The organism is Nocardiopsis sp. RV163, assembly GCF_001029525.1.
Taxonomy (GTDB): Bacteria; Actinomycetota; Actinomycetes; order Streptosporangiales; family Streptosporangiaceae; genus Nocardiopsis; species Nocardiopsis dassonvillei.
On record NZ_LEKI01000029.1, the window covers coordinates 1 to 16,132 of the forward strand.

15 protein-coding genes are annotated in these 16,132 nt (G+C 74.5%); 7 read left to right on the plus strand and 8 right to left on the minus strand.

Going from position 1 to position 16,132, the window contains the following annotated elements:
- Both treZ and ABD54_RS08005 read left to right on the plus strand, forming a co-directional pair.
- On the plus strand, positions 1-1,563 hold a 1,563-nt coding region (gene treZ / locus ABD54_RS08000; RefSeq protein ID WP_047868792.1), incomplete at its 5' end, for a malto-oligosyltrehalose trehalohydrolase.
- A gap of 111 nt (positions 1,564-1,674) precedes the next feature.
- Positions 1,675-2,499, plus strand: a complete 825-nt coding sequence (locus tag ABD54_RS08005) for an alpha/beta fold hydrolase (protein ID WP_047868793.1) — start codon at positions 1,675-1,677, stop codon at positions 2,497-2,499.
- Positions 2,500-2,577: 78 nt separating this feature from the next.
- Here the strand turns inward: ABD54_RS08005 and erm are convergent, their stop codons facing one another.
- Positions 2,578-3,378: an ErmE/ErmH/ErmO/ErmR family 23S rRNA (adenine(2058)-N(6))-methyltransferase gene (gene erm, locus ABD54_RS08010; protein WP_047868794.1), complete on the minus strand. Its 801-nt coding sequence runs from the start codon at positions 3,376-3,378 to the stop codon at positions 2,578-2,580.
- Positions 3,379-3,963: 585 nt separating this feature from the next.
- Here erm and ABD54_RS08015 point away from each other — a divergent pair.
- Positions 3,964-4,662 carry a class I SAM-dependent methyltransferase gene (locus tag ABD54_RS08015; RefSeq protein ID WP_047868795.1) on the plus strand — a complete coding sequence of 233 codons (699 nt, stop codon included), beginning with the start codon at positions 3,964-3,966 and terminating at the stop codon, positions 4,660-4,662.
- A gap of 106 nt (positions 4,663-4,768) precedes the next feature.
- Here ABD54_RS08015 and ABD54_RS08020 read toward each other — a convergent pair whose 3' ends face one another.
- Positions 4,769-5,530 (minus strand): phosphotransferase, encoded by a 762-nt coding sequence (locus ABD54_RS08020; protein WP_047868796.1) that lies wholly within the window; start codon positions 5,528-5,530, stop codon positions 4,769-4,771.
- A gap of 44 nt (positions 5,531-5,574) precedes the next feature.
- Positions 5,575-6,810 carry an MFS transporter gene (locus ABD54_RS08025; RefSeq protein WP_047868797.1) on the minus strand — a complete coding sequence of 412 codons (1,236 nt, stop codon included), beginning with the start codon at positions 6,808-6,810 and terminating at the stop codon, positions 5,575-5,577.
- A gap of 136 nt (positions 6,811-6,946) precedes the next feature.
- Between ABD54_RS08025 and ABD54_RS08030 the strand changes: the two genes are divergently transcribed.
- A complete protein-coding gene (locus tag ABD54_RS08030; RefSeq protein ID WP_047868798.1) occupies positions 6,947-7,498 on the plus strand; it encodes a transcriptional regulator in 552 nt (183 codons plus the stop codon).
- An 88-nt stretch (positions 7,499-7,586) separates the two neighbouring features.
- Here the strand turns inward: ABD54_RS08030 and ABD54_RS08035 are convergent, their stop codons facing one another.
- A complete protein-coding gene (locus ABD54_RS08035) occupies positions 7,587-8,159 on the minus strand; it encodes a pyridoxamine 5'-phosphate oxidase family protein (RefSeq protein WP_047868799.1) in 573 nt (190 codons plus the stop codon).
- Positions 8,160-8,413: 254 nt separating this feature from the next.
- On the opposite strand from ABD54_RS08035, the gene ABD54_RS08040 reads away from it, so the two are divergent.
- A complete protein-coding gene (locus tag ABD54_RS08040) occupies positions 8,414-9,400 on the plus strand; it encodes a pyruvate carboxyltransferase (RefSeq protein WP_047868800.1) in 987 nt (328 codons plus the stop codon).
- 70 nt (positions 9,401-9,470) lie between these two features.
- Positions 9,471-10,409: a 2-hydroxyacid dehydrogenase gene (locus ABD54_RS08045; protein WP_235432008.1), complete on the plus strand. Its 939-nt coding sequence runs from the start codon at positions 9,471-9,473 to the stop codon at positions 10,407-10,409.
- Positions 10,410-10,468: 59 nt separating this feature from the next.
- Here ABD54_RS08045 and ABD54_RS08050 read toward each other — a convergent pair whose 3' ends face one another.
- The 3 genes from ABD54_RS08050 to ABD54_RS08060 form a co-directional block, all read right to left on the minus strand.
- Positions 10,469-11,812: an MFS transporter gene (locus ABD54_RS08050; protein ID WP_200904066.1), complete on the minus strand. Its 1,344-nt coding sequence runs from the start codon at positions 11,810-11,812 to the stop codon at positions 10,469-10,471.
- A gap of 296 nt (positions 11,813-12,108) precedes the next feature.
- On the minus strand, positions 12,109-12,765 hold the full coding sequence (locus ABD54_RS08055) for a nucleoside/nucleotide kinase family protein (protein WP_047868803.1): 657 nt from the start codon (positions 12,763-12,765) through the stop codon (positions 12,109-12,111).
- 99 nt (positions 12,766-12,864) lie between these two features.
- Complete coding sequence (locus tag ABD54_RS08060) at positions 12,865-13,401, minus strand: NUDIX hydrolase family protein (RefSeq protein ID WP_047868804.1); 537 nt, start codon at positions 13,399-13,401, stop codon at positions 12,865-12,867.
- A gap of 444 nt (positions 13,402-13,845) precedes the next feature.
- Here ABD54_RS08060 and ABD54_RS08065 point away from each other — a divergent pair, with 444 nt between their 5' ends.
- Complete coding sequence (locus ABD54_RS08065) at positions 13,846-14,205, plus strand: STAS domain-containing protein (protein ID WP_047868805.1); 360 nt, start codon at positions 13,846-13,848, stop codon at positions 14,203-14,205.
- 69 nt (positions 14,206-14,274) lie between these two features.
- On the opposite strand, the gene ABD54_RS08070 is transcribed toward ABD54_RS08065, so the two are convergent.
- Positions 14,275-16,125 carry a PH domain-containing protein gene (locus tag ABD54_RS08070; protein WP_047868806.1) on the minus strand — a complete coding sequence of 617 codons (1,851 nt, stop codon included), beginning with the start codon at positions 16,123-16,125 and terminating at the stop codon, positions 14,275-14,277.
- Between the last annotated feature and the right edge of the window lie 7 nt (positions 16,126-16,132).

Below are 16,132 nucleotides of genomic sequence, written 5' to 3' on the forward strand. Positions count from 1 at the left end.
CTGCCCGACCCCCGATCGCTCCACCAGCCCCACGGCGTCCACGGCCCCAGCCGCGTTTACGACCACGCCGTCTTCGCCTGGACCGACGCCGCCTGGACCGGGCGTCCCCTCGCGGGCGCCGTCGTCTACGAACTCCACGTGGGCACCTTCACCCCCCAGGGCACCCTCGCCGCCGTCGCCGACCGCCTCGACCACCTGGTCGACCTCGGCGTCACCCACGTCGAACTCATGCCGGTCAACGCCTTCGACGGAACCCACGGCTGGGGCTACGACGGCGTCCTGTGGGCGGCCGTCCACGACCCCTACGGCGGCCCCGACGCCCTCAAGGCCCTCGTCGACGCCTGCCACCGCCGCGGCCTGGCCGTCCTGCTCGACGTGGTCTACAACCACCTGGGCCCCTCGGGTGCCTACATGCCCCGTTTCGGCCCCTACTTCCGCGGCGAGAACGCCTGGGGGCCCTCCCTCAACCTGGACGGCCCCGACTCCGACCCGGTCCGCCGCACGGTCCTGGACAACGCCCTGGACTGGATGCGCCACTACCACCTGGACGGACTGCGCCTGGACGCCGTGCACGCCCTGCGCGACGACCGCGCCACCCCGCTGCTGGCCGAACTCGCCGAGGAGGTGCAAGCCCTCGCCGCCGCCCTGAACCGGCCGCTGTCCCTGGTCGCCGAGTCCGACCGCAACGACCCCCGCACCGTCCTGCCCCGGGAGGCGGGCGGCCTGGGCATGACCGCCCAGTGGTCCGACGACCTCCACCACGCCCTGCACGTCGCCCTCACCGGGGAGGCGCACGGCTACTACGCCGACTTCGCTGACCCCGGGGCTCTGCCCGCCGCGCTCACCCGCGCGTTCTGGCACACGGGCACCCGCTCCAGCTTCCGCGGCCGCACCCACGGCGCGCCCGTGGACACCGCGCGCGTCCCCGGCAGCCGCTTCCTGGCCTATCTGAGCACCCACGACCAGATCGGCAACCGGGCCCGGGGCGACCGCATGGGCGAACACCTCTCCCCGGGCCTGCTGGCCTGCGGCGCCGCGCTGGTGCTGTGCTCCCCCTACACCCCCATGATCTTCATGGGGGAGGAGTGGGGGGCCGCCACGCCCTGGCCGTTCTTCGCCTCCTTCACCGACCCCGAACTGGTCAGGGGCGTGCGCGAGGGCCGCCGCCGCGAGTTCGCGGAGCTGGGGTGGGCCGAGGAGGAGATCCCCGACCCCATGGCCCCGGCCACCCGCGACGGCGCCGTCCTGGACTGGTCCGAGCCCGGACGCGAACCGCACGGGCTGGTCCTGGACACCTACCGGGCGCTCATCGCCCTGCGGCGCGTGGAACCGGAGCTGTCCGACCCTCGTCTGGACCGCTCCGCGGTCCAGACGGGGGGCGGCGGGCGCCAGCTCGTCCTGGTCCGGGGGGACCTGCGGGTGGTGTGCAACCTGGACGCCGAGGGCGCCGAGGTGGAGCTGGACGCGGCCCCGCGCGAACTCCTGCTCGCCAATGGCGAGCCCAGGACCGCGGGGACCACCGTCACCGTGCCGGGGGAGTGCTTCGCCGTCCTGAGGGTGTGAGCAGTGCGCGGCGGGGCCGCCCCGCGCGCGAACCCGCCCCGGAGCACCGGAACGTCACCGCGGCCCCCTAGCCTCGGTACGGCCCGCGACCCCGTGACGGAAAGGCACCACATGAGCGGCGACGCCTGGACACTCGACCGGAGCTTCGAAGCGCCCAACGGAACCGTGCGCTGGGCCCGGTTCGGGGACGGGGACCCGGTCGTGCTGCTGCACGGCACGCCCTTCTCCTCCCACGTCTGGCGCCACGTCGCCCGCGCCCTGAGCTCCCGGTTCACCGTCCACGTGTGGGACATGCCCGGCTACGGGGCCTCGGCCAAGCACGAGGGGCAGGACGTGTCGCTGGCCGCCCAGCAGGCCGCGTTCACCGCCCTGCTCGACCACTGGGGGCTGGAGCGCCCGGCCGTGGTGGCGCACGACTTCGGCGGCGCGGTGGCCCTGCGCTCGGCCGTCCTGGACGGGGCCGCCTACGACCGCCTCGCCCTGGTCGACGCGGTCAGCGTCCGACCCTGGGGAAGCGACTTCTTCCGCCTCGTCAACGCCAACGCTGACGTCTTCGCCGCGCTGCCCCCGCACCTGCACGAGGCGCTGGTGCGCGCCTACGTCTCCTCGGCGGCGCACCGCGCGCCCCGCACCGACGTCCTGGACGCGCTCGTGCGCCCCTGGCTGGGCGAGGACGGGCAGCCCGCGTTCTACCGGCAGATCGCCCAGGCCGACGAGCGCTACACCGCCGAGGTCGAGGACGCCTACGCCGAACTGGACCTGCCGGTGCTGGTGGTGTGGGGCGAGGAGGACACCTGGCTCCCCCTGGACCGGGGTCGACGGCTCGCCGCCGCGATCCCCGGGGCGCGGTTGCGCGTCCTGCCCGGGGCCGGGCACCTCGTCCAGGAGGACGCACCGGCCGAGCTGACCGCCGCCCTCCTGGACTTCCTGGGCTGAGGGCGCCCGGGCCGGTCAGCCGACCGGCCCGGTGGACACCGTCTCCTCGCCGTCGTGGCGGTCGCGTGACGCGCGGGCTCAGCCCTCCAGCGCCCGGAAGACCTCCAGCCACTGCCCCGGGTCCACGTGACCGACGGGGGCATTCGGCGCGATCCCGGCCCGGGCCAGCGCCCGGTCCACCCGCCGGACGGGGTGGGCGCGGCGCAGCGACGCGCCCAGCGATCCGCCCGCGCCCCCGAAGCCCAGCTCGACCAGGCGCCGGTAGCCGCTCATCCGCACCGGATCCACCAGGGGCGTCCGCCGCCTGCGCAGCACCAGGATGCCCGAATCCACCCGGGGCACCGGACGGAACCGCTGCCGGTCGATCCGCCCGGCCAGCGACCACGACCACTCCGGCCAGGTCATCACCGTCAACCGGCTCCACCGCCCGAACCCGCCGGTGCGCTTGCGCGCGTACTCCAGCTGGGTGACGAGGGTGGCCGAGGCCAGGCCCCGCGCGCCCAGGCACCAGCGCACGATGTCCGCGGTGCGCGCGTAGGGGATGTTGCCCACCAGGTGGAACTCGCCCCGCGGCGGGCGCACCCGGGTGAAGTCGGCCCGCACCACCCGCACCCCGCTCGCGGGGTCGCGGTAGCGCGCGGAGAGCCGTTCGGCCAGGCGCGGGTCGATCTCGTAGGCCAGGACCCGGCGGGCGGCCGGGGCCAGGAAGCGGGTGAGGGCGCCCTCACCCTGTCCCACCTCCACCACCAGGTCGGCGGGGCCGATCCCGGCCGCCGCCACCACGCGGCGTGCTGAGCCCGGGTCGGCGAGGAAGTTCTGGGAGAAGCGGCGCCGGTTGTCACCGGCACCCGTGCGACGGGAGCGTTCGGTACGTGCCACGGAAGGTCCGTTCCAGCCACCATGCGGTGGCCGACGAGGACGGGCGGCACGGACGGGCGCGCGCCACAAGGCGCGCGACAGCGCGAAAGGAGGTCCGGGCAGCCCGTCCGAGGGAAGAAGGGACGCGACTGTGCCTGGACCGGAGGGTCACACGGGGAGGAAGAGGTGTCGTCCGCGGTCGTCGCCGGGCCGACCGCCGTGCGGGCGCGCACGGGCGCGCCCGCGCCGAAGGCGGCGGCGGGCGGCGCACCCCTCCCGGGCCGTCCGGGCACGCCGTGGGGACACGCGCGCGAAGCGGAGGACGGGGAGGGGCTGGGCCCCCGGCGGGCCGGACGGACCCCGCGGGCGGGGTCTGCCGGCTGCCGGGACGGCGGACTACCGGCCCAGGCGCGGGGACCGGGGCCGGACGACGTGGGTGTGGCAGCTCACCGGCCAGGCGTGGGCCCGGCGGATGATGGCCTGGAAGCAGCACATGGCGACCAACCTAGGAGTCCCCACGCGTCAACGGCAACCGGTTTTCCCGGCCGCTGGCCCGTGCCAAAAAGGGCTCGCCGCCCCCGGGCCGACCACGCCATACTCGCCCCCATGCCCGACTTCGCGGACTTCGACACCCGCCACTACCGCACCGTCGACGTGGCCACCGGCTACGACGGCTGGTCCAGCACCTATGAGGACTCCGTCCTGGACGCCATGGACCTCGCCCTCCTGGACGGCCTGGCCGTCCCCGACTGGCCGGCCGTCGCCCGCGCCGCCGACCTGGGCTGCGGCACCGGCCGCACCGGTTCGTGGCTGCGCGGACGCGGGGCCGGGAGAGTGGACGGAGTCGACCTCAGCCCCGGCATGCTGGCGCTGGCCGACAGGCGCGGCGCCCACGACAGCCTCACCCGGGGCGACGTGCGCGACACGGGCCTGCCCGGCGCCGCCTACGACCTGGTCATCGCCTCCCTGATCGACGAGCACCTGCCGGACCTGGCGCCCTTCTACGCCGAGGCCCGGCGGCTGGTCCGGCTCGGGGGGACGTGCGTGCTGGTCGCCTACCACCCGCAGTTCTCGATGGTCTCGGGGATGCCGACCCACTACACCGACACCTCCGGCGAGGACATCGCCATCGCCACCCACGTCCACCTCATCAGCGACCACGTGCGCGCCGCCTCGGCCGCGGGGTGGCGACTGGCCGAGATGGCGGAGGGCACCGTGGACGACACCTGGGTGGCGGCCAAGCCCAAGTGGGAGAGGTTCCGGGGCCACCCGATCTCGGCGGCCTTCGTGTGGAGCGCGCCCTAGGTTCCGGTTCCGGCCGGTCCGGGAGGCCTGTGCGCCCGCCGTGTCCCGGAGCGCGTCGGGGGCCCGCTCGCGTCGACGAGGCGCGAGGCGGCGCGCGGGTCCTCCGTCAGCGCAGCAGCGCCTCCCGCCACGGCTCGCGGTTGCGCTCGACGTACTCCGACGCCGGGCCCCAGTGGTCGGCGTGCCCCTCCGAGTGCAGGCGCGCCCACGGCTGCTCGCCCCTCCGCGCGCCCTCCGTCAGCAGGTCGTACATACCGTGCACGCGCTCCAGGACAGCGTCGGGCAGCTCACGGCGCTGGGCCCCGTCGCACCCGTACCCGTCCGCCAGGGCGCGCAGACGCCGCGCGTCGCGCCGGGGGTCCCCGCCCTCGTGCAGCGGCACGAACCCGTGCGCGGCGTACCCGAGGTCGCCCATGCGCGTGCCCGGACCGGCTCCGTCCCAGTCGATGAAGGTCCAGGCGTCGCCGTCGCGCACCAGGTTCCACGGCGCCAGGTCGTTGTGGCAGACGAGGTCCTCGCGCTCGTGGGGGATGGGCACCTCCCACACCGGCTCCTCCCGGGGCCGGTACACGGCGGTCAGGTCGTGGAGGCGGCGGATCGTCCCGCCCAGCCGGTGCAGTTCCTGCTCCGTCAGCGGAGCCGTCCGGTCCGCCAACGTCCCGGGCACGTACCCGAGCACCTGGCGGCCCCGCCCGTCCCTGCCGACCGCGGCAGGGGACGCCTCGTAGCCGCTGGCGTGCAGGTACGTGAGCAGGTGCAGCACGGAAGGGGAGGAGCGCCGCCACGGTTTGCGCACGGTCCGGCCCACGCGCACCACCTGGTCGGCGACGTTGCCGCCCTCCAGCACCTCTTCCTCGGGTGGGGTCATGGTTCCCCATGCTCCACCGCGCGTCCGGGGGAGTCCACCGGTTTTCACCGGCCCCCGAGGGTTTCCCGGTCCTCGTCGGCCCGGCGCTCCGCCGCGGCCAGGGCCGCGTCGTCCAACCTGGCCAGCCCGGCGAGCAGCCCCAGGCACAGCAGCCCCATGGACGCGAACACCCAGGTCAGGCCGAGGAACTGCGCGAGGAGGCCGCCCGTGGCGGCGCCCAGCGGCATGGTGCCCCAGGCCAGCAGCCGGTAGGCGCTGTTCACCCGGCCGAGCAGGGGGTCGGGGGTGATCCGCTGGCGCAGCGACACCGTGACCACGTTCCACACCGCGATCCCCACCCCGCCCGCGAAGAGGCCCGCCGCGACCGGGACGGGTTCGGCGGTCAGCGCGGGCAGGCCCACGAGCACGGCGAAGGTCAGCACGCAGGTCCGCAGCGCCCGGGTGCGTCCCACCAGTCGCTCGATCCGCCCGGCGCACAGGGCGCCGATCACGCTGCCCGCGGCGACGGCGGTCATGAGCAGGCCGTAGGCGGGCTCGGACAGGCCCATGGGCGAGTCGGGGCCCACCGCGAAGAGCACGAAGACGGTGAAGGCCGCGTTGCTGGCGAAGTTGCTGGCTCCCACCATCGCCGCGAACGAGCGCAGGATTCGGTCGCGCCACAGGAAGCGCAGCCCCTCGGCGATGTCGTCGCGCAGGGCGGCGGGCACGGCCCGCCCGGTCCGGAACCGGCCGCGCACCAGCAGCAGCGCGCCCACGGCGGCCAGCCACAGCGACGCCGGGGCGGTGAAGGCCGCCGCCGCGCCCACCGCCACCAGCAGGCCGCCGAGAGGAGGCCCGAGGAACTGGTTCGCGGTCAGCTCGGCGGCGTGCAGCCGCCCGTTGGCCCGGGGGAGCCGGTCGCGGCCGACCACCTGCGGCAGGATCGACTGGGCCGAGGTGTCGTAGAGGGTCTCGGTGACCCCGACGCACAGCGCCACCGCGTACAGCAGCCAGACCGAGCCCAGGTCCAGGGCCAGGGACAGCGCAAGGCCGCCGAGCAGCAGCGCCCGGGCCAGGTTGGCGCCGAGCATCGTCCGGCGCCGGTCGAGCCGGTCGGCCAGGGCACCCGCCGGGAGCGCGAAGAACAGCCACGGAAGGGTCAGCGCGAACGTCACCCCGGCGATGAGGGCGGGGGAGTCGGTGAAGCGCAGCGCCACCAGCGGCAGAGCCGTCTTCAGCACGCCGTCGGCGAGGTTGGACAGGGCGGAGGAGGTCCACAGGTTCCAGAAGGCGGCGCCCATCGGCGCGGGGCGCGGGCGCGGTACCGGAGGGGGAGGGATGTGCGGGGGGTCGGCTTCCGTCATGCGGTCGAGAATGGCAGATCGATTGATAAAACTCAATCGATCGCCGGAAACCGACCGTTGTTACCCTCGGGACATGGGAGAACCGGAACAGAGCGGGACCGCCCGCCGCCCGCGCACGCGACGACCGGCCACGGTCCAGGAGGCCAAGGCCCTGGCCCACCCGCTGCGGGTCCGCATCCTGCGGCTCTGCCTGACCCGGGAACTCACCAACAAGGAGCTGGCCGACCGTCTGGAGGTCACCCCGGGCACGGTCCTGTACCACGTCCGCCAGCTCGTGGACGCGGGCCTGCTACTGGCCGCGCCCGTGCGCACCGGGGCCAGCGGCGCGCTGGAGAAGCCCTACCGCGCCACCGGGGAGACCTGGTGGCTGGACAGCCCTCTGGCGGAGGCCGACCCCGCCTCCGCCTCCGCTCCGGTGGAGGCCTTCCAGCAGGAGCTGAGCGAGGCCGGACCGGACTCGGTGCGCAGCTACGCGCGCTTCGCGCTGCACCTGTCCGACGAGGACGTGTCGGAGCTGGACCGCCGCATCGTCGCCGTCCTGGACGAGTACGTGGCCACCGAGGACCAGCGCGCGGACCAGCCCCTCTACTCAGGGGTGTTCCTGCTGCACCGACCCGCCGACTGACCGCTGCGCGGCGGCGGGTGCCGTGCCCGGCCCGGTGCCCGTCGGGTCCTGTGACGGTCCCCGAACCCCTCCGGGCCGGGCCGCCGGGTCAGCGCCGGTGGATCTGCCGTCCGCTCAGCCTGCCGGGCGTGATCCTCAGGACCTGGTCGCGCGTCCCCTCCGCCCAGGGCCGGGGCAGACCGCCCTGCGGCAGGCGCGCCAGCCGGGCGGCGTCGCGGATCCACGCGCACGGCCCGCTGGCCAGCACGCTCCACCCCTCGCGGCGCTCCTCGTCGAGGCTGTCCACCTGGAAGGCTGCGTACCCGCGCGCGTGGCGCATGATGGCCCCGGCCAGTGTGGAGCGGAACACGATGCCGTCGTCGACCATCGTGTAGTTCACCGGCAGAACCGTGGGTGCCGCGTCCCCCTCGATGGTGAAGGCCACGCGCCCGAGGTCGCGCGTGGCCAGCAGGTTCAAGCAGGTCTGGCGCTCCAGGACGGTGAAGCTGGCCCCGTCGTCGCCTTCGATGATGTCCGCGCCCTCCAGCAGCTCCTGCTCGTCGGCGAGGCGGTCGGTCCCCGCGTACTCGTCCGTCGGACCCCGCTGCTCCGGCGGCGCGGCCGGTCCCGTGACCGACACCGGCGGCGGTTCCATGCGGTCTGCGCCCTCTGATCCAGCCATCGCTAGCCCCCCGAGAAGAGTGTCCCCGTGTCCTTCCTCCGCCGTCGGCGAGGTTCGCGGGCCCGGGGACGCGGCCCGCGCGTCGTCGGCGAAGGTCCCCGCTCTCCGACTACCCCCCGGGGCGAGCAGCGCAAACAGGTCGTCGGCCCCTCCAGGGCCGGGGCGCTGGCGGGGACGGAACCGGATGTTTGATCCCCTTGGGTAGTGGTCAACTTACTTAGGGTGAGCGCCAGGCGCCTGTCAGGAGGCATGACGTGCCCGTTCGACACACCGACGCCGAAACCCGGCGCCCCCTGATCCTGGACGTCACCCTGCGCGACGGCGGCTACCTCAACGACTGGCGCTTCAGCGGAGCCACGGTGCGCGAGCACGCCAAGGTACTCGGCGAGGTCGGCGTTCCCTACGTGGAGGTCGGCTACATCAGCGACGACCCCGGGCGCGAACCCACGCTCCGGTGCCCGCCCGAACTGCTGCGCCGGGTCGGCGAGGACGCCGGACCGGCCCGCGTCGTCGCCATGCTCGCCGTGAACGGCAGGAGCCCCGGCGAGGTCGCCGCCCTGCTGCGGCCCCGTGCCGAGGTACTCGACGTGGTCCGCCTGACCTGCCTCCTGGAGAGGCTGGACCACGTGCTTCCCGCGGCGGAGGCGGTGCGCGCCACCGGCGTCACCTGCTCCCTCAACCTCATCAGCGTCACCGCCTACGAACCCGGCGAACTGGCCGAGGCGGCCGAGCGCGTCGCACGGGCGGGCGTCGCCGACTGGCTCTACCTGGCCGACTCGCGCGGCGCGCTGCTGCCCGAGCACGCCGCCGAGCTCTTCGCCGGGGTGCGGGCCGCCTGGCCCGGACCGGCGGGCTTCCACGGCCACGACAACCTCGGCCACGCCGTCGCCAACTCCCGGATCGCGCTGGAGGCGGGCTTCGACCTCGTGGACGGCTCCCTCCACGGGTACGGCCTGGGCGGCGGCAACACCGACCTGGCCGAGGCCCTGGCACTGGTCGGTGAGGTGGACCGCCCGCGCCTGGCCTCCCTGGCCGAGCGCGTGGCGGCTGAGATGCCCCCGCCGCCGCCCTTCCAGCACCTGTATCCCCTGACCGGCTGGCGCAACCTGGAACAGGAGTGGGCTCCCGACGTCTGGGAGGCACACGGTGAGGGATCCGGGGAGTTCCTGCGCGGCTTGGCCTGGAAACGTTACAAGGAGGTCGGGGAGGTCCTGGGCGATGCGTCGGCTCCCCGGCCCTGAACACCCTGTCGGCGGCGGGGGCCCGGCCCGGGCCGCGGCCGCGCATTCCACCACCCCCTGGAGGAACGGTTTGACCCGGCCCGTCCGCTGTCTCGTGCTCAACGACCGGCACCCCCTCCCCACTGACACCCTGGACCACCTGTCCGACGCGCTGGAGGCGCACTGGGTCCAGACCGCCGACGGCGGCCTGGACCCGGCCGAGGAGTTCCGGCGCCGCCCGGACACGCGGGTCCTGGTCACCACCTACGCCGACCTGGGCGCACGGAACCTGAGCCTGCTGCCCGACCTGGAGCTGGTGGTGGCCACCACCACGGCCGTGGAGTACGTGGACCTGGAGTACTGCCGCGAGCGCGGCGTGGCCGTGTGCAACACCGCCGGGTACACCGGCCCCGCGGTGGCCGAGCACGCCGTCGCGCTGATGATGGCCGCGGCCAAGAGGATCGTGCCCGTCCACGCACGCGTCCGGTCGGGCGACCTGCTCTGCGCGGGGGAGCAGGGAATGGAACTCGCGGGCGGCACCGCGGGGATCGTGGGCATGGGCGGCATCGGCGCGCGGGTGGCGCGCATGGTGCGCGGCCTGGGCATGGAGGCCGTCCACGCCAACCGCAGCCCGCGTCGGGCCGAGGGCTCGGTCCAGGTGGAGCTGGACGAGCTCCTGGCGGTGTCCGACGCGGTCTTCCTCACCCTGCCGCTGGACACCGCGACCCGCGGCCTGCTGGGCGCGGCCGAACTCGCCCTGATGAGGCCCTCGGCGGTCCTGGTGAGCATCTCACCCAACGAGGTCATCGATTCCGGGGCGCTGACGGAGGCGCTGCGAGCGGGGCGCCTGCGCGGCGCGGGGCTGGACCTGGTAGGCGAGCGCAACCCCTATCCGCCGCTGGACAACCTGGTGCTCAGCTCACGGTTCGCCGCCAACACCCGCGAGTGCCAGGAACGGCGCCGGGGGGTGTGGGCGGCCGCGGTGGCGGCCTTCGTCGAAGGCCGGGAGCCGCCGAACCGGATCGTGTGAGGACGGGGACGGGCCGGGCGGCACGCGCTCGCCCGACCCGTCCCCCGGGGACAGACCCCCTAGCGCCCGGTCACCCGCACCGGGGTGTCGTCCAGGGAGTCGTCGCGCGTCTCACGGCTGATCAGCAGCGCCACCAGGGTGATCACGCCGACCAGGACCAGGTAGCCGCCGACCCAGTTCAGTCCCAGGGTGCCCGCCAGCCACGTCGCGATGTAGGGGGCGAACGAGGCGCCCAGCAGGCCGGCCAGGTTGTAGGCCACCGAGGCGCCGGTGTAGCGCACCTTGGTCGGGAACAGCTCCGGCAGCACGGAGGCCATCGGGCCGAAGGTCAGGCCCATCAGGCTCAGCCCCACGATGAGGAAGGCCAGCACGCCGACCGTGCCGCCGCCGCCCATCAGCGGGCCCATGGCGAAGCCGAAGACGATGATCGCGACGGTGACCCAGACCAGGACCGGCTTGCGGCCGAACCGGTCGGCGAGCAGGCCCGCGACGGGGGTGAAAACCCCGAAGAACACCACGCCCACCAGCAGGAACACCAGGAACTGCGACCGGTCGTAGCCCAGGCCCGCCACCGGGTCGGTGCCGAAGCCCAGGGAGAACACGGTCATCAGGTAGAACAGCACGTAGGTGGCGAGCATGATCAGCGTGCCCAGCACCACGGCGGGCCAGTTGGTGCGCAACACCTCCGCCATCGGAGACTTCACCCGCTCGCCTGAGGCGACGATCTTGGCGAAGGCCGGGGTCTCGTGCAGGGTCAGGCGGACCCACAGGCCGATCACGATCAGCAGGGTCGAGAGCAGGAACGGCACGCGCCAGCCCCAGGCCAGGAAGGTCTCGTCACTCATGAACTGGCTCAGGGCCAGGAACACGCCGTTGGCGAGGAAGAACCCGATCGGCGCGCCCAACTGGGGGAACGAGCCGTAGAAGCCGCGCTTCCCCGGAGGTGCGTTCTCGGTGGCCAGCAGGGCCGCGCCGCCCCACTCCCCGCCCAGTCCCAGGCCCTGGCCGAAGCGGCACACCGCCAGCAGCAGCGGGGCCAGGACGCCCACCTGCGCGTAGGTGGGCAGCACGCCGATGCCGACGGTGGCGATGCCCATGGTCAGCAGGGACGCCACCAGGGTGGCCTTGCGCCCGACGCGGTCGCCGAAGTGGCCGAACACCCAGGAGCCGATGGGGCGGGCGACGAAGGCGATGGCGAAGGTGGCCAGCGACTGCAGCCGCGCCGCCAGCATGTCGCCCTCGGGGAAGAACAGCGCGGGGAAGACCAGGACCGCGGCCGTCGCGTAGATGTAGAAGTCGTAGAACTCGATGGACGTCCCCACGAGGCTGGCCGCGAGGACCTTCCTCTTGGGATTGGCCGGTGGCTCGGCCTCTTCTGGTGCGCGTGGGGCGACGTCCGTCATGGGACTTCTTTCCAGGTCAGCGGGTGCGGATGGCTGGATGCTAGCTCCGCTCGCCACTGCATGAAACATTTGTCTCACTATGTGGACATGTGTGATCTCTGTGTCCTTCTGGGGTTTTCCCGGGCCGAGGAGCCCGGAACCCGCGCGCACGCGGGCCTCCGCGTCCCCGGGCCCCGCGCACCCGGGCCCGGCCGCGTGCGGTGGCGATGCGCACACCGCGACCGGCGGGCAGGGCGAGGCCTCTGGTGCAGGGGCGGCGGTACGCGGCCGTGCGCGGGACGGCGCGCTGGCGGATCTCAGCCCTCGGGAAGAGTGCCCGGGCGCACCACCCGCGTGCAGTTGTCCCGGAAGCGCTTGACCAGCTCCCCGTTGGGGCGGTCGCTGCGCTCCACCCACTCCCGGGCGGCCTCCGCGGTCGCCCCGACCGCGAGCTGGCGCCGGTGCAGCCTGCGCTCGCGCAGGTCGTCGTCGGCCTCCACGTACCATAGCTGCGCGAACAGCCCGCGCAGCCCGGCCCAGGGCTCCTCGTCACCGGCCAGGTAGTTGCCCTCGGTCACCACCAGCCGTGTGTGCGGCTCGATGACGTGCCGCGCGGCGACGGGTTCGTGCAGCACGCGGTCGTAGTCGGGCACGTAGACGGGGTGGTCGGTCTCGGCGAGCAGGCGGCGCACCAGGGCCGCGTAGCCGTGCGCGTCGAAGGTGTCCGGCGCGCCCTTGCGGTCGCGCCGCCCCAGCCGGTCGAGCTGGGCGTTGGACAGGTGGAAGCCGTCCATGGGCAGGTACCCGGCCGCGCCCGGGCCCAGCGCGGCGTCGACCCCGGCCACCAGGTGGCGGGCGAGCGTGGACTTGCCCGCGGCGGGTGCGCCGACCAGGCCGAGCACGCGACGGCGGTGCGGGCCGGTGGCGGCGGCCAGGGCCAGGGCGAGGGCGTCGGCGACGAGCGGTTCGGACATGGCACGAGCCTACGCACCCCGGGGCGCCCGCGCCGGGGCGGTGCCGGGTCCGCCCCGCCGGGCCCGCCGGAGCGGACCCGGCGGGCGCGGAGGTCCCGGTCAGGGGACGTGGCCCACGTGGGCCAGCGCCTGGCGCAGCAGCACGTCCTGCCCGCCCGTCATCTCCGCGCGCAGGTGTGCGCCGGCCGCCTCCTCCGGGGTGAACCACACCAGGTCCAGGGCGTCCTGGCGGGGCTGGCAGTCCCCCGAGACCGGGACGATGTAGGCCATGGCCACCGCGTGCTGGCGGGAGTCGTGGAACGGGGTGACCCCCGGTGTGGGGAAGTACTCGGCCACCGTGAACGGCTGCGGCGAGACGGGGACGCGGGGCAGGGCCACCGGGCCCAGGTCCTTCTCCAGGTGGCGCAGGAGGGCGTCGCGGATCCGCTCGTGGTAGAGCACGCGGCCCGAGACCACCGAGCGGTTGAAGCTGCCGTCGGGCGCGGCCCGCATGAGCAGGCCGACATGGGTCACCTGGCCCACCTCGTCCACCCGTACGGGAACCGCCTGGACGTAGAGGACTGGCATGCGGCCGCGGATGCTCTCCAGCTCCTCGGGGGAGAACCAGCCGGGCTGGGTGTCGGCGGTTTCGGTCATCGGGTGCGCGGCGGAGCGCCGCGGCCGTCGGCCGGGGCCCGCCGCTCCCTCCCTTCTCGTGGGCTGTCCCTGGGGTCGGCCCCGGGCCCGGCCCGTGGGCGCGGGCACACGGGGGTGCCACCTGTACCGCTTCTACCGCACTCGGGCGCGGAAGGCCACGGGCGGGGGTGCGCCCGGAGTGTCCGAGAGGAGAAGTGAGGGGTTCGGGCCGCGGTCGCGCGCGGCGCGTCCCGCCGCCCGCCGGACGGGGTGACACGGGACTGTCCCCACGGTCACATCGGCGAGATTTCGCGGGTTTTTCTCACGAAAAACCCCCACGGTCTCTCTGCAGAGGTTACGATCTCCTACGCGGTTGCGTAGTGGAAAGGTTACGTCCGGTGAGAGGTGGCCCGCGTGGCGAGGAATGCCCGGTTCTCTGCCCAGGAGCGTTTCCCCTGTACGGGTGTGACGGTGGTGCCCGTCCACGGCGAGGTTGACCTCGCCACCGCCGACCGCCTGCGCGATCGGCTGCTCCAGGCCGCGCACGCCTCACGCTGCGACTGCCTGGTGGTGGACATGTCCGGGCTCGACTTCTTCGACGCGAGCGGTGTCAGCGCCCTGGTCGCGGTCTACAAGAGCCTCACCCGCGAGGGGCGGCACGTGGTCCTGGCCGAGCCCGCGCCCATCGCCGCGCGTGTGCTGGAGGCGCTGGGCATGGGGCGCGTGTTCGAGATCTACCCGTTCCTGGAGATGGCGCTCACGCACACCAGCGGCCTGCGGGTGGACGGCGATCCGATCCGCAACACGGTGCCCGAACTCCCGTGACCGGGTCCCGGCCCCCGCCCCGCGAGGGGGAGGGGGCCGGGACCGCGCGGCCCGCACGAGCCCCCCGCTTCAGGGGCGGAACGCCCCGCCTTCGCGCTCCTGCCCGTCGCGCACCAGGAAGGGCGCCAGCAGCTCGGGGACGGCCTCGTCCGCCCAGGCCAGGCCCTGGCCCAGCCCCACGTCCCTGGCCGCGTACATCCCCTGCCCCGCCGCCGTCGTGGCGGCCACGTCGGCCAGACCCAGCCTGCGCTGGAACGGTGAGCGGTTGATGCGCCAGCCGATCACCGCCGACCGCTCCAGGGTCACCGTGTCGCGTACCGCCATCCCCTTGCGCACCACCAGGTAGCGCGGGTGCAGCCCGTGGCCCAGGCCCCGGTAGGAGCCCACGGCGTACCAGAACGCCGCCGCCGCGATCGCCGCCGCCAGCACCGCCCACGCCCAGCTCGGCGTGACCTCCACCGTGCTCGTGGCCAGCGGCACCGGGATGATCTCGCGCTCCACCTCGTGCACCACGTCCCACCAGGCCTGGGCGATCAGCGTGTGCAGCCAGGCCAGCGCCCCGGAGAGCACCGCGCCCAGCACGGTGACCACGGCGGCCCGCGTGAAGCGGCGGCGCAGCGCGGTCCGGGGGTGCACGGCCAGGGCCGCGTCCAGGGGTGAGTCCGGCGTGCCCATCAGGTCGGCGGCCAGCCTCCTGGCCCGGTCCCGCGGCATGCCCGGGGACAGGCGGCTCTTGGCGCTGGTCTTCTGGTCGTCGGCCGCGGCCAGCCCGGTGGCCACCGCGCGCACGTCCGCTCCGCCCGACAGCCGCAGCACGTACGGCTCGTGCAGCGTGACCCCGTTGAGGCGGCGCCCCTCCACCGACAGCGACACGCTGGTCAGCAGGCCCCGGCGCAGCCGCACGGTCCCGTCTGCCTCCCGGGTGAGGCGGTAGTTCCACCAGGTCTCCACGGCCACGGCGGTCGTGACCACCACACCGGACACCAACAGACCCAGCAGCATCAGGGGCACCACGATCAGGATCTGCCCCATTACGAACGAGGACATCTCCTCCACGCTGGGCAGGCCGGCCTGCTCGGAGAGCCAGTCCCATCCCACGCCGCCGGTCTGGGCGTTCAGCCCCAGAAGACCGGCGATGGCGCCCAGGCCCACGCCCAGGGTCGCGGTGGTCGCGGGGGCGTAGGCGAACCAGCGGCGGTCGAGGCGGGCCAGTTCGGTCTCGCCCTCCTCGCCCGCGCCGTCCTCGGCGGCCCCGTCGGCACCGGACACGGCGCCGCCGGCGGGCGCGCCCCGGCGCAGCAGGTCGCGGCGCAGCCACTCTCCCTGCCCCGCGGTGACGTAGAGCAGTTGGAGCTGGTCGGCCCCGGCCCCCACCTTCTCGCCGGTGCCGACCGTGACCGAGCACAGTCCGAAGACCCGCACGTAGATCGGCGCCGCCACGTCGACGCTGCGCACGCGTTCGCGCGGGATGGAGCGGTAGGACTTGGCGATGACGCCCGAGCGCATCTCCATGCGCTCGTCGGTGACCCGGTAGCGGGTCGCGCGCAGGCGCAGCAGGTCGATGTAGGTCATGAGCGCCACGAAGGCCAGCGCGGCGGGGACCGGGAGCAGGGCCCACGCGGCCTGCCCGGCCACCACGAGCACGACGCTGGCCACGACCGCGCTCGGGACGAGGAACAGCCCGATGACGAGGGCGCTCGCCCACACGCTGAGCGGGTGCGGCCGCTGCCAGTCGGTGACCGGGTCCTCCCCGGCGGGGACGCCCCCCTGCGCGGGAGCCGTCCGGGGTCCGGCGTCCGCCGGGACGGGGCCCGGGTCGGCCGGACCGGCCGGGACGCCCTCCGCACGCGCGGCGGGCGGTCCGCTCCGCCCGGGCGCCGGAGGGGACTCCTCGGGGCCGGGCCGGTGTCCGTCGCTCATTCCGTCG

Excerpts from the sequence above, each read along its gene's own strand:
- ABD54_RS08005 (WP_047868793.1), top strand. The coding sequence starts at position 1,675 with ATGAGCGGCGACGCCTGGACACTCGACCGGAGCTTCGAAGCGCCCAAC.
- ABD54_RS08015 (WP_047868795.1), top strand. The coding sequence starts at position 3,964 with ATGCCCGACTTCGCGGACTTCGACACCCGCCACTACCGCACCGTCGAC.
- ABD54_RS08020 (WP_047868796.1), bottom strand. The coding sequence starts at position 5,530 with ATGACCCCACCCGAGGAAGAGGTGCTGGAGGGCGGCAACGTCGCCGAC.
- ABD54_RS08025 (WP_047868797.1), bottom strand. The coding sequence starts at position 6,810 with ATGGGCGCCGCCTTCTGGAACCTGTGGACCTCCTCCGCCCTGTCCAAC.
- ABD54_RS08030 (WP_047868798.1), top strand. The coding sequence starts at position 6,947 with ATGGGAGAACCGGAACAGAGCGGGACCGCCCGCCGCCCGCGCACGCGA.
- ABD54_RS08035 (WP_047868799.1), bottom strand. The coding sequence starts at position 8,159 with ATGGCTGGATCAGAGGGCGCAGACCGCATGGAACCGCCGCCGGTGTCG.
- ABD54_RS08050 (WP_200904066.1), bottom strand. The coding sequence starts at position 11,812 with ATGACGGACGTCGCCCCACGCGCACCAGAAGAGGCCGAGCCACCGGCC.
- ABD54_RS08055 (WP_047868803.1), bottom strand. The coding sequence starts at position 12,765 with ATGTCCGAACCGCTCGTCGCCGACGCCCTCGCCCTGGCCCTGGCCGCC.
- ABD54_RS08060 (WP_047868804.1), bottom strand. The coding sequence starts at position 13,401 with ATGACCGAAACCGCCGACACCCAGCCCGGCTGGTTCTCCCCCGAGGAG.
- ABD54_RS08070 (WP_047868806.1), bottom strand. The coding sequence starts at position 16,125 with ATGAGCGACGGACACCGGCCCGGCCCCGAGGAGTCCCCTCCGGCGCCC.